The sequence below is a fragment of the Hymenobacter sp. HD11105 genome (assembly GCF_054051685.1).
Genome location: NZ_JBSWBR010000001.1, coordinates 945,333 through 959,477, shown reverse-complemented (window position 1 = coordinate 959,477; position 14,145 = coordinate 945,333). Strand labels below are relative to the sequence as shown.

General features: G+C 52.5%; 15 protein-coding genes. 13 read left to right on the top strand and 2 right to left on the bottom strand.

All coding sequences use genetic code 11. The features are described from left to right. Window positions 1-161 precede the first annotated feature (161 nt). From ACW9KT_RS04330 to ACW9KT_RS04320, 3 genes are all read left to right on the top strand, one after another. Window positions 162-1,550, top strand: a complete 1,389-nt coding sequence (locus tag ACW9KT_RS04330) for a peptidylprolyl isomerase (protein WP_457078138.1) — start codon at window positions 162-164, stop codon at window positions 1,548-1,550. A gap of 104 nt (window positions 1,551-1,654) precedes the next feature. After that, the gene (locus ACW9KT_RS04325; RefSeq protein ID WP_457078137.1) at window positions 1,655-2,623 is read left to right on the top strand and encodes an AAA family ATPase; all 969 of its coding nucleotides are present in this window, start codon (window positions 1,655-1,657) and stop codon (window positions 2,621-2,623) included. Window positions 2,624-2,696: 73 nt separating this feature from the next. After that, window positions 2,697-3,113 (top strand): hypothetical protein, encoded by a 417-nt coding sequence (locus ACW9KT_RS04320; RefSeq protein ID WP_457078136.1) that lies wholly within the window; start codon window positions 2,697-2,699, stop codon window positions 3,111-3,113. Window positions 3,114-3,199: 86 nt separating this feature from the next. Here ACW9KT_RS04320 and ACW9KT_RS04315 read toward each other — a convergent pair whose 3' ends face one another. After that, entirely contained in the window at window positions 3,200-4,084 is an 885-nt protein-coding gene (locus ACW9KT_RS04315) for an SDR family NAD(P)-dependent oxidoreductase (RefSeq protein WP_457078135.1), read from the bottom strand. A gap of 181 nt (window positions 4,085-4,265) precedes the next feature. On the opposite strand from ACW9KT_RS04315, the gene ACW9KT_RS04310 reads away from it, so the two are divergent. Further along, entirely contained in the window at window positions 4,266-4,844 is a 579-nt protein-coding gene (locus ACW9KT_RS04310; RefSeq protein ID WP_457078134.1) for a GNAT family N-acetyltransferase, read from the top strand. On the opposite strand, the gene ACW9KT_RS04305 is transcribed toward ACW9KT_RS04310, so the two are convergent. Further along, window positions 4,841-6,031, bottom strand: coding sequence for a hypothetical protein (locus tag ACW9KT_RS04305; protein WP_457078133.1), 1,191 nt, complete (start codon window positions 6,029-6,031; stop codon window positions 4,841-4,843). The genes ACW9KT_RS04310 and ACW9KT_RS04305 overlap by 4 nt on opposite strands. A 189-nt stretch (window positions 6,032-6,220) precedes the next feature. Between ACW9KT_RS04305 and recA the strand changes: the two genes are divergently transcribed. From recA to tsf, 9 genes are all read left to right on the top strand, one after another. Then, window positions 6,221-7,300 carry a recombinase RecA gene (gene recA / locus ACW9KT_RS04300; RefSeq protein ID WP_457078132.1) on the top strand — a complete coding sequence of 360 codons (1,080 nt, stop codon included), beginning with the start codon at window positions 6,221-6,223 and terminating at the stop codon, window positions 7,298-7,300. A 240-nt stretch (window positions 7,301-7,540) separates the two neighbouring features. Beyond that, on the top strand, window positions 7,541-8,377 hold the full coding sequence (locus ACW9KT_RS04295; RefSeq protein ID WP_457078131.1) for a DUF3108 domain-containing protein: 837 nt from the start codon (window positions 7,541-7,543) through the stop codon (window positions 8,375-8,377). A gap of 102 nt (window positions 8,378-8,479) precedes the next feature. Beyond that, on the top strand, window positions 8,480-9,181 hold the full coding sequence (locus tag ACW9KT_RS04290; RefSeq protein WP_457078130.1) for a response regulator: 702 nt from the start codon (window positions 8,480-8,482) through the stop codon (window positions 9,179-9,181). Window positions 9,182-9,299: 118 nt separating this feature from the next. Next, complete coding sequence (locus ACW9KT_RS04285) at window positions 9,300-10,373, top strand: sensor histidine kinase (RefSeq protein WP_457078129.1); 1,074 nt, start codon at window positions 9,300-9,302, stop codon at window positions 10,371-10,373. A 65-nt stretch (window positions 10,374-10,438) separates the two neighbouring features. After that, window positions 10,439-11,152, top strand: coding sequence for an RluA family pseudouridine synthase (locus ACW9KT_RS04280; RefSeq protein ID WP_457078128.1), 714 nt, complete (start codon window positions 10,439-10,441; stop codon window positions 11,150-11,152). 256 nt (window positions 11,153-11,408) lie between these two features. After that, a complete protein-coding gene (rplM, locus tag ACW9KT_RS04275) occupies window positions 11,409-11,861 on the top strand; it encodes a 50S ribosomal protein L13 (protein ID WP_166073253.1) in 453 nt (150 codons plus the stop codon). A gap of 39 nt (window positions 11,862-11,900) precedes the next feature. Then, on the top strand, window positions 11,901-12,287 hold the full coding sequence (rpsI, locus tag ACW9KT_RS04270) for a 30S ribosomal protein S9 (RefSeq protein WP_084446168.1): 387 nt from the start codon (window positions 11,901-11,903) through the stop codon (window positions 12,285-12,287). Between the two features lie 18 nt (window positions 12,288-12,305). Then, a complete protein-coding gene (gene rpsB / locus ACW9KT_RS04265; protein WP_457078127.1) occupies window positions 12,306-13,073 on the top strand; it encodes a 30S ribosomal protein S2 in 768 nt (255 codons plus the stop codon). Between the two features lie 165 nt (window positions 13,074-13,238). Beyond that, window positions 13,239-14,075, top strand: coding sequence for a translation elongation factor Ts (gene tsf / locus ACW9KT_RS04260; RefSeq protein WP_457078126.1), 837 nt, complete (start codon window positions 13,239-13,241; stop codon window positions 14,073-14,075). Window positions 14,076-14,145: the final 70 nt, after the last annotated feature.

The window sequence follows — 14,145 nt, the reverse complement described above, 5'->3', positions numbered from 1 at the left end:
AATACAACGCCTCTTTACCTGGAAACCGCTTTTTTCGGCTTCAAAACCAGGTTTTTGTTGGAGAAGGGATTTATGTTGAAATTTACGGGCGGCTTTTCGCGTTTTGATAGCCGTTGGGCTTGGGATAGTGCTTTTGCCTCGCCTTTTATTTTCTGAATTACATGACTCATTTATTTCGTACGGCGGCTCGTGCAGCCCTGTTGAGCGGCGGGTTGCTACTGAGCGCGGTAAGCGTAAGCTTTGCTCAGTTGGGCGTAGCTCGGCCCGTTGGCCGTCAAACTGTGGACGCCATCATTGTGAAGGTGGACAACCAGATTGTCCTACGTTCCGATCTGGAGAGTATTTATCAGCAGGAGCTGGCGAGGGCGGAAGGCAAGCCCTTGGCGCCCGACATTAAGTGTCAGATTCTGGAGAGCATTGTGCTTAATAAGCTCATGGTTGCCCGCGCCGAAGTTGACTCTGTGGTAGTAAGCGACGACCAGGTAAGAGGAGAGCTCGACCGGCGGATGGCGTACTTCGTGCAGCAGATTGGCTCGGAACAGAAGCTGGAGGAATACTACAAAAAGCCCATCAGGCAGCTCAAGGACGACCTGCGGCCCCAAGTAAAGGAGCAGCTCATTCAGCAGAAGATGCAGGAAGAGATTTCGGGTAAAGTAACTGTGACGCCCCGTGAGGTGCGGCAGTTCTTTAATCGCATTCCCAAAGACAGCTTGCCTTACTATTCTACGGAGGTAGAAGTAGGCCAGATCGTGAAGCTGGCGCAGGTAAATCAAAAAGCTAAGCAAGAGACCCAGGCCAAGCTCAACGACATTCGGGCGCAAATTCAGGCCGGTGCCGACTTTGAGAAGCTGGCCAAGGAATTTTCTCAAGACCCCGGCTCGGCCGCTCAAGGTGGCTACCTAGGCTTTTTCAAGCGCCGTGAGCTAGTGCCCGAGTACGAGGCGGCAGCCCTGCGCCTGGAGCCAGGCCAATTGTCGCCTATTGTGGAGTCGCAGTTTGGCTTTCACCTAATTCAGCTCATTGAGCGCAAAGGCGATAGTTTCAGCACCCGTCACATTCTACTGAAGCCCAACACCGGTTCGGCCGATGTAAGCGAGGCAGCCGTTCAGCTCGAGAAAATACGCAAGCGCGTTCTGGCTGACAGCATCACTTTTGCCAAAGCGGCTAAAGACTTTTCCGACGATAAGAATACGAGTGGCAATGGCGGCCTGATTCAGAACCCGCAGGACCGCAGCAACTACCTGCCGCTCGACAAAATTGATCCGGCTATCTTTTTTACCATCGATACCATGAAGGTGGGCAGTATCACGCCGCCCATGCCCTACCGCACCGACGACGGCAAGGATGCCATGCGTATTCTGTGGCTGAAATCGAATAACCCGCCCCACCAAGCTAACCTGGAGGACGACTACCAGAAGATTGCGGCAGCGGCCCTAAACGAGAAGAAAAACAAGGCCTTGGATGAGTGGTTTAAGAAAAACCGAGGGGATGTGTATTTGGAGATAGACCCTCAGTACGCCGGTTGCAAACTGCTCGACTCAGTAAATTAGGATAGAAGCGAGTACAGCGAAGTGAGCGGCGAGGCTTTGTTCTGACGTGTTATGCCAAAACAAAGTCTCGCCGCTCACTTCGCTGTACTCATGTTACCATTCACATGTCTGTAAAATTCTCTTCCGATAAAGAAGCTGCCGATGCGTTGGCCCAATCCTACCAAACGCTACGGCGCGAAATCGGTAAAATCATTATTGGCCAGGACGAGGTAGTACGCTTGGTGCTCACGGCGGTGTTCTCACAAGGCCACTGCCTGTTGGTAGGCGTGCCGGGCCTAGCCAAAACGCTGCTTATCCAAACCATTGCCGACTCGCTGGACTTGTCTTTCAACCGAATTCAGTTCACGCCCGACCTCATGCCATCCGACATCGTAGGCTCGGAAACGATGAACCAGCAGCGAGATTTTCACTTTGTGAAAGGACCTGTGTTTGCTAACATTGTGCTGGCCGACGAAATCAACCGGACGCCCCCCAAAACGCAGGCGGCGCTGCTAGAAAGTATGCAGGAGTATTCGGTAACGGTAGCCGGACAGCGCTACCCGCTGGAGCGACCTTTTTTCGTGCTCGCCACACAAAATCCAATTGAGCAGGAAGGCACCTATCCCCTACCCGAAGCCCAGCTCGACCGCTTTATGTTCAATATTCAGTTGGGCTATCCTAGCTATGAGGCCGAGCTGCAGATTGTAAAAAACACAACTTCGGACCACCGCCCAGTGGTGAGCAAAGTGCTACACGCCAACGAAATTCAAGCGTTTCAACACTTGGTACGCCGCGTGCCTGTGGCCGACAATGTAGTGGAGTACGCAGTAAACTTGGTGCACAAAACCCGACCGAATACCGACCGCGGTGCGGCTCGCGCTACCCAACTACTGGAATGGGGTGCTGGTCCGCGGGCTTCTCAACACCTGATTGTGGGGGCGAAATGCAATGCTTTGCTCAACGGTAAGTATTCGCCCGACATTGAGGATGTACGAGCCGTGGCGCTCCCGATTCTGCGCCACCGCCTGGTGCGCAACTTCAAAGCGGAAGCCGAAGGAATTTCGGTAGAGCAGATCGTAAAAGAAATTTTATAGAAGGAAGAAGTGAGGCATACTTTTGCGCTTACTCCTTATTCACCTAGTTCTCACTTCTCAACACTAGTATCATATGGAAGCTTCCGGTTATTATCAGCAATTTGAACGCAACATTGCTATCATTCTGGATGCCTTGCAGGCGGGTCTTGATTTGCGCACCACAACTCTCGCCACTTCCCTGCCCCTGGAAGTGTATGTGCTTTGCGAAGTGCTCAACCAAGGTGGCGCCACTTACCGCTTAACGACCGAGGGCCTAGCTCGGTTAGCTGAATTCCGTGACCAATATTTGCAGCATGAGTCCGAAACGGAGGCGATTATGCAGCGTATTTTGGAAGACAAAAAAGCCGTCATGCGCACGCCGGAAGGCCGTATGCTGGTAAAGGAAATGCTGATTCGCCGTCTGGAGTATTTCAATGAAGCTGCACGTCAAGTGAACGTAATGCGCATTCAGCAGGCATTAGGCAGTCCATTGCAATACAAGCACGCGTAAGTTTTGGCTTATTCATTCTCGTAAAAAAGCCCCCCATAATAGTTCTGGGGGGCTTTTTTGGCTTTGTGGCATTCGCGTCAGTTGACCTACTGCATCTTCGCCTTATACTCAGACTTGATTTTCGTGTGACCGTCCCGTTCGTGTTGCAGGTTGAGGTCATCAGCAGGCTCCTTCTTTAACTTGTTGGGTACCTCGTCGCCGTGCGCACCCTTGGATAACGTTACCCCGCCATCCACGAAATACGTAGCGCCGGTCACGTAGCTGGCTTCATCTGAGGCGAGGAACAGGTACACGTTGGCTACTTCCTCAGTGGTACCGCGGCGGCCCATTGGCACACCTTGCACGGTCTGCTTTTCCATTTTGGCATCCATGGGGCCGCTTTCTTTGTGGGTCCAGGCTGTATCAATGGGGCCAGGACCGACGATGTTGGAGCGTACGCCAAACTTTGCCTGTTCCACGGCTACTCCGCGCTGGAAAGCATGCACAAAACCTTTGGTGCCACCGTAGGGTGAATTCTGCGCAATGCCCATGTGCCCAGCTTCCGAACCGGCCGACACAATGTTGCCTTGCGTTTTCTGTAGGTGCGGAATGGCCGCCCGTGTCATCATGAAATTAGAGTACACGTTGTGCTTTATCATGTACTCAAACGCCTCTACAGGATATTTATCGATGGTAGAGGTAGCGGGAAATACGCCGGCGTTATTAATCAGGATATCTAGCTTGCCGAAGTCGCTGATGGCCAGCTTCACGCATTCTTCGGCTGCTTCCTGCGAGGAAATATCGCCCAGAAAGCCAATAGCGCGGCCGCCGCTAGCTTGAATCTCATCTACTACTTCGCGTACGGGGTCCGTGTCGAGGCCCACGACCACGACGGCCGCGCCCTCCTGCGCAAAGCGCTTACAGATAGCTTCTCCGATGCCGGTGCCGCCACCGGTTACAAGGGCAACTTTGCCTTCCAATCTTCTTTTCATAGCATGTAGGGTAGGAATGAGGTATAAGCCAATAAGCGTAGCAAATCGTTTTTCGACCGAGCAGACGGCCTCATTGGTAGTTCAAAGCAAACGGTATTTGCCCCCCAGAGTTACTTAGCTGCGCATTCTATTATCCCGCCTCTTGGTTTGCGCGTACCTAGGCTAGTCCTGCTTCCAAATTATGTACGCCGCCGACTTACGTTCCTCCCCGGCCAGCTTGCCCCTATTCACTGCCCGCCTTACCCTGCGGCCTTATGTACCTGCCGATGAGGAAGCATTTTTTACGCTCCTGCAAGATAATCGTGCCCGTCTGCAGCCTGCATTCCCGGCTCGCCTGGGCGCCGTGCAAACCCTCGCCGACGCTGGCCGCATCCTCGACTCATTTGCCCAAGACTGGCATACCAAGCGCATGTTTGTGCTGGGCATCTGGCACACCGCTGGAGGGCATTATTTGGGTGATATCAGCCTGAAGCCAACCTGGGCCAAAACTATCACGGCCGAAATAGGCTATTACCTCGCTCTGGAAGCTGAAGGAAACGGCTACGCCCGCGAGGCACTAGAGGCCTCCGTGCAGCTTGGCTTTAGCAGCATTATCAATGCAGATCGGCTTCTTATTCGCTGCCGAGCTGATAACCCGCGCAGTTGTGCGGTAGCCATAGCGGGCGGCTTCCGGCAGTTGCCGCCACGGCCCCGCCTGTGGCCGGTGCGGGACACGGAAAGCAAGTCCGAAATCTTGTACTTCGCGCTCGATCGGCCTTAGTTGGCGCGCCGTAGTGTCGTGATGATAAACTCTTGGTTGAAGTTCAGATAGGCTCCAAACGAGAACTCAATCTGCCGGCGTCTGAAGTCATAGAATGGCTCGAAACGCGTGGTCAGGAGCACGTTGCCGGGTAGATGAAAGTCGCTGAACATGCGCAGAATAAGCAACTCGCGGCGGCGCTGGGTGAAGTTGGCGTTGTTGACGGTGCTGGAAATGGATTGATATAACCGGCCTCCCTGAGGGGCAACAAAGCCGTCACCTAACCAATAGCTAACCATAATATTGGAGAGGCGCGTGTTCACGCCGGCGTTCAGATACAGCCCGTTGCCTTTGCCATAGGCTAGCACTTCAGTGAAGGAATAATCGGTGAAGCGCGTAACGTAGCCATCGGCGTTCACCGCGCGCACGAAGCTGTTATAGAACTTGCGCCGCACGCGCAGGCCGGCCGCAAAGTTGAACAGCGTTTGCAGAGGCGTACCAATGGTATCAATTTGCCCCCCACGGTGCGTACCCAAAAACTGCATTGGGACTACGCCCACGCGCCACCCCGACGAGTCTTGGTAAGCCGTGACTTCGGAAGTGAGTCCGCCGGCAACCTCTTCCTGGAAATTGCTAAACCGATACTGTTGGCGCTGCCAATCAACCCAAGCATCGAGCCGCACACGTCTGGATTGGAGCTTGTACTGCATGCCTTCCTCCAGATGATTCGTCATTACCCGCTCAAAATCGAACAGCGGCTCGATGTAGCCGTGGTGCAGCTGGCCTTCAGTATTGCCAAACAACAGGCTGTGGGGGCCATTTTGGTACTTGGCCGTAAACATGGGCCGCACCTGCCGCAGCCGCGTTGTGCCATAATCTTTGTACAGAAAGATGCCCGCTTCCAGCCGCAGGTTGGCGTTGGCAAAGTACACCAAGCGCGGCGCTAGCTGCGTGCCGTAGTAGGTTCGGCCCTCATCTATTTTATTGAAATACTCGTTATCCTTGGAAAACAGGAACGCCTGCACGGCCACTCGGAGTTGTCCTTCGTACTCTGGCTCCACGGGTAATGAATACAAAAAGGCGTGGTTATCGAGCTGAGCTAAGGCTGGCTTGCTGCTTAGAAGCAAGCCAAAAAACAGAGCAGCAAATGGCCAAAAATTTGGTTTGATCTGGGTATCAGCGACTACCTTTGACAAAAATTTTAGCATTATTTATTTTTCCCAAAATCAGCAAATATTTTTAGCATTGCGGGCACAAAATATAGCTTGCTCATGTTACCCACAGCCGACCCAAAGTAGCCGTTAGTGCTCAGCATAAAGCGGCGTTTACAGTTGTAAAAACGGCCTAAAAAGCCTAATTTCACCAAACCTAAGCATTTATACCCCAACCCCATTCTAATGGCTGCATCCACTGACAAAGTTGTCAACGCCAACGCCGAAAAAATGAAAGCTCTTCAGCTTACGCTGGACAAGCTGGACAAGAACTACGGCAAAGGCACCGTCATGAAGTTGAGCGACAACAAAGTCGTTGATATTCCTGCTATCAGCACCGGCTCGCTCGGGCTGGACATTGCCTTGGGCATTGGTGGCTTGCCCCGTGGCCGGGTCGTAGAGATCTACGGTCCTGAGTCGAGCGGTAAAACCACACTTACGTTGCACTGCATTGCAGAAGCTCAGAAGAAAGGTGGCATGGCCGCTTTCATCGATGCCGAGCACGCTTTCGACCGTTCCTATGCTGAGAAGCTGGGCATTGATACTGAAAACCTGCTTATTGCTCAGCCCGACAACGGTGAGCAAGCCCTCGAAATTGCTGACCAGCTGATTTCCAGCGGTGCCATCGATATCATCGTTATTGACTCCGTAGCCGCGCTGGTTCCTAAAGGCGAACTGGAAGGCGACATGGGTGACTCGAAAGTAGGCTTGCACGCCCGCTTGATGAGCCAGGCCCTACGTAAGCTTACCGGTACGATCAACAAGACTGGCTGCTGCTGCATCTTTATCAACCAGCTTCGCGAGAAAATCGGCGTTATGTTCGGTTCGCCCGAAACCACGACTGGTGGTAATGCCCTCAAGTTCTACGCCTCTGTGCGCCTCGACATCCGTCGTATTGGCCAGATCAAGGAAGACAAGGACAACGTGACGGGTAACCGCACGAAGGTGAAAGTGGTGAAGAACAAAGTAGCTCCACCCTTCAAGGTTATTGAGTTCGACATCATTTATGGTGAAGGCATTTCGAAAGTAGGCGAGATTCTCGACCTCGGTGTTGACATGAACATCATTGCCAAGTCGGGCTCGTGGTTTAGCTACAACGGCGACCGTCTCGGTCAGGGCCGTGAGGGCGTGAAGCAGATTCTGCATGACAACCCTGAGCTAGCCGACGAAATCGAAGCTAAGATCCGGGCAATGGTGAAAGGTGAGCCTGCCGCTGCGCTGGCCGCCATCCCCACTGACGAGTCGACCGACGAAGACGACGACTAAGCTTCAGCTTGACAGAAAATAAAATGCCCCCCAGGATTCATCTGGGGGGCATTTTTTGTTTGGCAATAAGCTATGTTGCTGTTCCGTTGATCAGGTGCAGTAATCTAAATGGCGAAATAAGTCGTTTCTTTCCTACAATAACATTCGCCGTATCTCCCGCCTGATTGTGGGCTTCGGGGTATATTTGCTGGCATCTCATTTGACTAAGTGTCAGCTGAATCACCTTTTGGTTTGCTCTTCATGACTCGCCGCTGGCTTTTCTTTCTCTCGTTCCTTCTGCCCGTGCTGGCACTGCTGGCTTGGCAGCCAGCCGATGGGTCGCGCTCTGTTCCCAACACGAGCTTTGCGCGGGGCGAAAAGATGCATTACAAAGTGCACTATGGCCTCATAAACGCTGCTGAAGCCACTATTGAGGTATCTAGCTCTCTACAGCGTATCAATGACCGGCCGTGCTACCAGGCTACTGTTACGGGCCGCACACTCGGCTCTTTCGATTTCTTTCTGCGCGTCCGTGACACGTGGCGCACTTTTATCGACACGACCAGTATCCTGCCCCAGCGCTTTTACCGCAACATTGAGGAGAATACCTATCGTAAGCGCGAGACAATTGATTTTGATCATTTTCAGAACACCGCTAGTGTAGAGTCGCGCAAGAAAGAAAAGGATCCTGTGAAGCGAGGCACGTATAAAGTGCCTGAGAATGTGCAGGATCTGGTAAGTGGTTTCTACTTTTTGCGCACCCTCAATTATGACCAGCGGCGGGTCGGCGAGGTAATTCGGGTACAAGGCTTTTTCAGCAATGACGTGTACAACATGGACGTGGTGTACAAAGGCCGGGAAACCGTAGAAACCAAGGCTGGCTTTATTCGCGCCATTCGGTTGGTTCCTAAAATGCCCCCCAACAAGCTTTTCAGTGGCGAGAATGCCGTGTCTGTTTATCTCTCCGACGACCGCAACAAAATACCGGTACTTATTCAGGCCGAGATGTTTGTAGGCTCTGTGAAAGTTGATATGTACAAATATCAGGGGCTAAAGCACCGTTTGAACGTGGTAGCGCGAGCCGGCGCCAATCAGTAAATTGACGACGCGCCGCGGCGGGTTCACAAAAAGGTAACACAGGTTACCCTCCACAAAAGGTAATTTTGCAGGCGCCCTTATTTCTGACTAAAGCCCCGTTCTGTGCAACCAACTGCTCCCCCCAATGCCTACAAGATTCTGGTAGTCGACGATGATCCAGACATCGTGGAACTGCTGGAATACAACCTGCGCAAGGAAGGCTACGACGTGGCTACAGCCCCGGACGGCCGTAAAGCCCTAGAAATTGCCCCCCAGTTCGGCCCTGACATTGTACTGCTGGATGTGATGATGCCCCACTTGGATGGCATCGATACGTGTCGGCAGCTGCGGACGCTGCCTAAGTTCAAGGACACCTACATTATCTTCTTGACGGCACGGGCTGAGGAGTTTTCGGAAGTAGCCGCCTTCGAGGCTGGCGCCGATGACTTTATTGCCAAGCCCATTAAGCCGCGCGCCCTCATGGGCCGACTGGCCGCCTTCGTCCGCCGCGACAAAGACCCGCAGGTTGTACTCGACACTATCGAAATAAATGGTCTGCGCATCGACCGTACGGGATTTGCCGTGTATCAGGAAGGCCGTAAAATCTCGCTTCCAAAGAAGGAGTTTGAACTGCTGGCCTTCCTAGCGGCTTCACCTCATAAAGTATTTGGCCGTGAAGAACTGCTGCAAAATATCTGGGGCAACGATGTGTTTGTGCTGGCTCGAACCGTGGACGTGCACGTGCGCAAAGTGCGTGAGAAGGTAGGCGACCACCACATTCAAACCATTAAGGGAGTGGGCTATAAGTTTAATATTGATGAATGATGAGCCCAGACAATACGTAGGTAGTATCCATTGATAAAAAGCCGATTCTGCTACAGGGTCGGCTTTATCTTTGGGCTCATCGCCTTCAACCACACCTTAAAACTCAGTATCTTAACAAATGGACTTTTCTTCCCGCTCGGTTGCGATTGTGATTGCCTTCCTCGTAGCGGGTGTGCTCGTCACTTTCGCCTGGACCGTGCCAACGCTGCCGTTTCAGCAAGCTTTTCTGGCGGCGGGTATTACGGTAGCGGCCTGCTTTCTCTTGATTTATTTGTCATTCGAAGCATTGATTTTCCGCGAAATCAACAACATATACGCTGGTCTGGAAAACGTGAAGCGCAAAGAGTTTCGCAAGCTGTCAAACAAGTTCTTGTTTCGGCCCGAGCCCTTAAAGCGCATGCGCGACGAGATTCTGCAGATGGCTGAGCGTAAGCAGCGCGAAATTGATGAGCTAAAGCGCCTGCAAACCCTGCGGCGCGAGTTTCTGGCCGACGTATCACACGAGTTGAAAACGCCCATTTTTGCCGCGCAGGGCTTTTTGCATACCGTGTTAGACGGTGATATGGATGATGATTTCTTACGTCAAAAATTCCTAAAAAAAGCCGCTACCAGCCTCGATACACTTGATGCTTTAGTACAAGACCTGGTGACTATCGCCCAGCTTGAGAAAGGCGTGGTTAGGATGCGTAAGCAAGCGTTTGATCTGGCTGAGCTCGTACAGGAGATATTTGAACAATTGGAGTTAAAGGCCGCCCAGCGCCAGGTGACTTTGGAACTAGTGAAGCCAGTAGGCGCCGTGGGGGGCATTTCGGTGCTTGCCGACCGCAACCGCATCCGCCAGGTATTAGTCAATCTGATTGATAATGCCGTGAAGTATGGTCGTGAGGCTGGCCACGTGACCGTTACGCTGGCCGATGCAGGCAAAACCATTCGCGTGTCTGTCCGCGACGATGGGGAAGGCATTCCTAAACAGCACCAGAATCGCATTTTCGAGCGTTTTTACCGCATCGATAAAAGCCGCTCCCGCGACTCTGGTGGCTCTGGCTTGGGTTTGGCCATCAGCAAACACATAGTAGAAGCCCACAAATCATCTATTCGGGTACGAAGCGAGGTAGGGCAAGGCACTTCATTGGAGTTTAAGCTCGCTAAACCTCGCAAGCAGGGAACGGTTCCAGCAGATGCTCAGGCGTAGAATACGCGTGCCATGTGTTGCGTGCGCTGTAAAGCGTGTATTGCTTCGTACCTTTGCGGCCCGTTATGAAGCAGCCCGATTTTCAAGACCTTATCCTGTTCGAAGACGAAGACTACGTCGTCATCAACAAGCCTCCCTTCCTGGCTACGCTCGATGAGCGCGTAGGTGGCGCCCCCAATATTCTGCGCATGGCCCGGCAACACCACTCCGACATGCAAGCCTGTCACCGCTTGGATAAAGAGACGTCGGGCGCGTTGGCTCTGGCTAAGAACCCCGAGGCCTACCGCCACCTCGCTATGCAGTTTGAGAACCGGGAGGTGAAAAAGAATTACCATGCCGTGGCCTGGGGCGTTCATCACTTCGATAACAAGCTGGTAGACCGTAGCATTGAGACAACAACTAAAGGGAAGGCTAGGCTGGCTTACAAAGGCAAAGCGGCCGAAACCTACTTCACTACCCTTGAAACTTTCGCCAAGCATACACTGGTGCAATGCGTGCCTATCACGGGTCGGATGCACCAGATTCGTTTACACCTGATGTACCTGCAGGCGCCTATCGTGAACGACACTTTGTACGGAGGCGAAGAGTTCTTCTTATCGACGCTGAAGAAGAAGTTCAACATGAAGGCTGGGGAGGAAGAGCAGCCTTTTATCAAGCGTTTTGCGCTACACGCAGCCCAACTCACCTTTGCTCGCTTAAATGGTGAGCAAGTGACGGTGGAAGCTCCCTATCCCAAGGATTTTCGGGTACTAGTGGAGAATATGCGCCAACATCAGTAACACAACTGGAGCTTTAGCATTCTACATCAATATTGAGGACAAATAAGTCCTATTGGCTATTTGGGAGCTTTGGGCCGAGCTAATACTGCTCGAAGCCCGGTACATAACCTGCTCGATCAGCTGAAAGCGCGTGCTACTCAGGCACAAATATCAACCTCACCCCTTGCATATCAGTCGAAAGGCGGTAACTTTGTGTCCGTTTTTCCCGGACCCTGGTCCGTTCTATTCTCATTTTCAACCGCTTACCTTCTTCCCAATGGATCATCTGAGCTTCAAGACGCAATCCGTCAACAAAGCCAACGCCAACAAGGGCTGGGTTGTCGTTGACGCCAGCGTGGCCCCGCTGGGTCGCGTGGCCAGCCAGATTGCCAACATCCTGCGCGGCAAGCACAAGCCCTCGTTCACGCCCAACTCTGATTGCGGCGACTCAGTTATCGTCATCAACGCCGACAAGTTGCGCGTGACGGGCAAGAAAATGACTGAGAAACTCTACATCTCGCACTCGGGCTATCCCGGTGGCCAAAAGCGCAAAACCATGCGTGAGGTGATGGAAAAGTCATCGACTCGTGTGATTGAGCACGCTGTACGCGGCATGTTGCCTCATAACCGCCTAGGCCGCGAGCAGTTCCGCAGCCTATTCGTATACGAGGGTGCGGAACACCCCCACGCTGCTCAGCAGCCTGTGGAGGCTACTTTGAACAAACTGTAAGCCACGACGGCTTACGTATTTTTTTCTAACTTTTCTTTAATGGAAATCTCCAACACCTCTGGTAGAAGAAAAACCTCGGTGGCCCGCATATACATGCAGGCCGGGCAAGGGAATATCACTATCAATGACCGGGAAATGAAGGCCTACTTTGGCAACGAACTCCTGGAAAACATCGTGAACCAGCCCTTCGCTACGCTCGAGAAACTCGGGCAGTACGACGTAAAAGTAAATGTGCGCGGTGGCGGCATCTCGGCCCAAGCCGAAGCCATTCGCTTGGCCATCTCAAAAGCGCTGGTAGGCGAGGACGCCGAATCACGGCCGGCTTTGAAGAAAGAAGGCTTCATGACGCGCGACCCCCGCATGGTGGAGCGCAAGAAGTTCGGTAAGCGCAAAGCTCGTCGTTCGTTCCAGTTCTCAAAACGCTAAAACCAGAGGAAATTTATCATGGCTCAGTCCACTAGCTATAAAGACCTGCTCGACGCGGGTGCCCACTTTGGTCACCTTACGCGCAAGTGGGATCCCAAAATGGCGCCGTACATCTTCATGGAGAAGAACGGTATCCATATCATTGACCTGAACAAAACTCTTGCTTCGCTAGATCAGGCTACTAACGCTATCCGTAACATCGCTAAAAGCGGTCGGAAGATTATGTTCGTTGCTACTAAGAAGCAGGCTCAGGAGATTGTAACTGAAGAGGCTAAGCGCCTCAAAATGCCTTTCGTAACCGACCGGTGGTTGGGTGGTATGCTCACCAACTTCGCTACGGTTCGTAAGTCGCTGAAGAAGATGAGCACCATCGACAAGATGGTAAAAGAGAACACCGCTTATGCCGCTATGGCAAAGCGCGAGCGCCTAATGATGTCGCGTGAGCGGGAGAAGCTGGAGCGCGTACTAGGTGGCGTAGCCGACCTAAGCCGTCTGCCCGCTGCTCTGTTCATCATCGACGTGAAGCGTGAGCACATTGCTGTAAAAGAGGCTCAAAAGCTAGGCATTCCGGTATTTGCTATGTGCGATACCAACTCTAACCCTGAGCTTGTTGACTTCCCAATTCCTGCTAACGACGACGCTTCAAAGTCCATCGCCCTCATCGTAGGTGCAATGAGCAAGGCTATAGAAGAAGGTTTGTCGGAGCGCAAGGTTGACAAGGAAGAAGCTGACAAGAAGCAGTCCGAAGAGGAAGGCATCAAGGAAAAGCAAGCCGCCGACGAATAAGCGTTTAGAAGAAGCTAGGAGTTAGGAGATAGAAGATAGAATCCGGTGGGTTGAACCAGCTTTCGGATTCTGTTTCTTCCTCTTAACTCCTAGCTTCTTGTATGAACACTTCTACATAACATTCTAATTTCTAGCTTTTAGCTAGCTACTAACTTTTTTTAAGAAATGGCAGCAATTACCGCCCAAGACGTGAACAAGCTGCGCGCTATGACTGGCGCGGGCATGATGGATTGTAAGAAGGCTTTGACCGAGGCTAATGGCGATTTCGAAGCCGCTCGTGACATTCTGCGCAAGCAGGGCCAGAAAATCGCTGACAAGCGTGCCGATAACGCTACCTCCGAAGGCCTAGTATTGGTACAGGTAAGCGAAGATGGCACCGCTGGTAAGCTGGTTGCTTTGGCTTGCGAAACGGAATCGGTAGCTAAAGTGGCTAACTTCCGCGAGTTGACGCAGCAGATTCTAGACGCGGCTGTGCGTACCAACGCTGGCACGAAAGAAGACCTGCTGGCTACCAAAGAAGCTGACGGCCTAACCCTGCAAGACCACATCACGGACCTGATGGGCAAAATCGGCGAGAAGCTGGACGTAACCTACGCCACGCTGACTGCTGAGAAAGTAGCTTCGTACATCCACTCCGACAACAAGAAAGGTGTACTCGTAGGCCTGAAGAATGTAGCCGGCGCCGACGTAACCGAGGTAGGCCGCGACGTTGCGATGCAAATCGTAGCGATGAAGCCTGTAGCCGTGGACAAAGAAGGCGTTGACTCTGCTACCGTGGAGCGCGAAATCGAGATTGGCAAAGAGCAGGCGCGTGCTGAAGGCAAGCCCGAGGCTATGCTGGAGAAGATCGCCCAAGGCAAGCTGAACAAGTTCTACAAGGACAACACCTTGCTGAACCAGGAATTCGTAAAAGACAACTCTATGACTATCGCCCAGCTGCTCGACAAGAAGCAGAAAGGCATGACGGTTACTGATTTTAAGCGCGTAGTTATTGGTGGCTAATTGCCCCCTTTAGTTTTGAAAAAAGCCCCCCAGCAGATTGCTGGGGGGCTTTTTTGTTTTCTCCATAAGT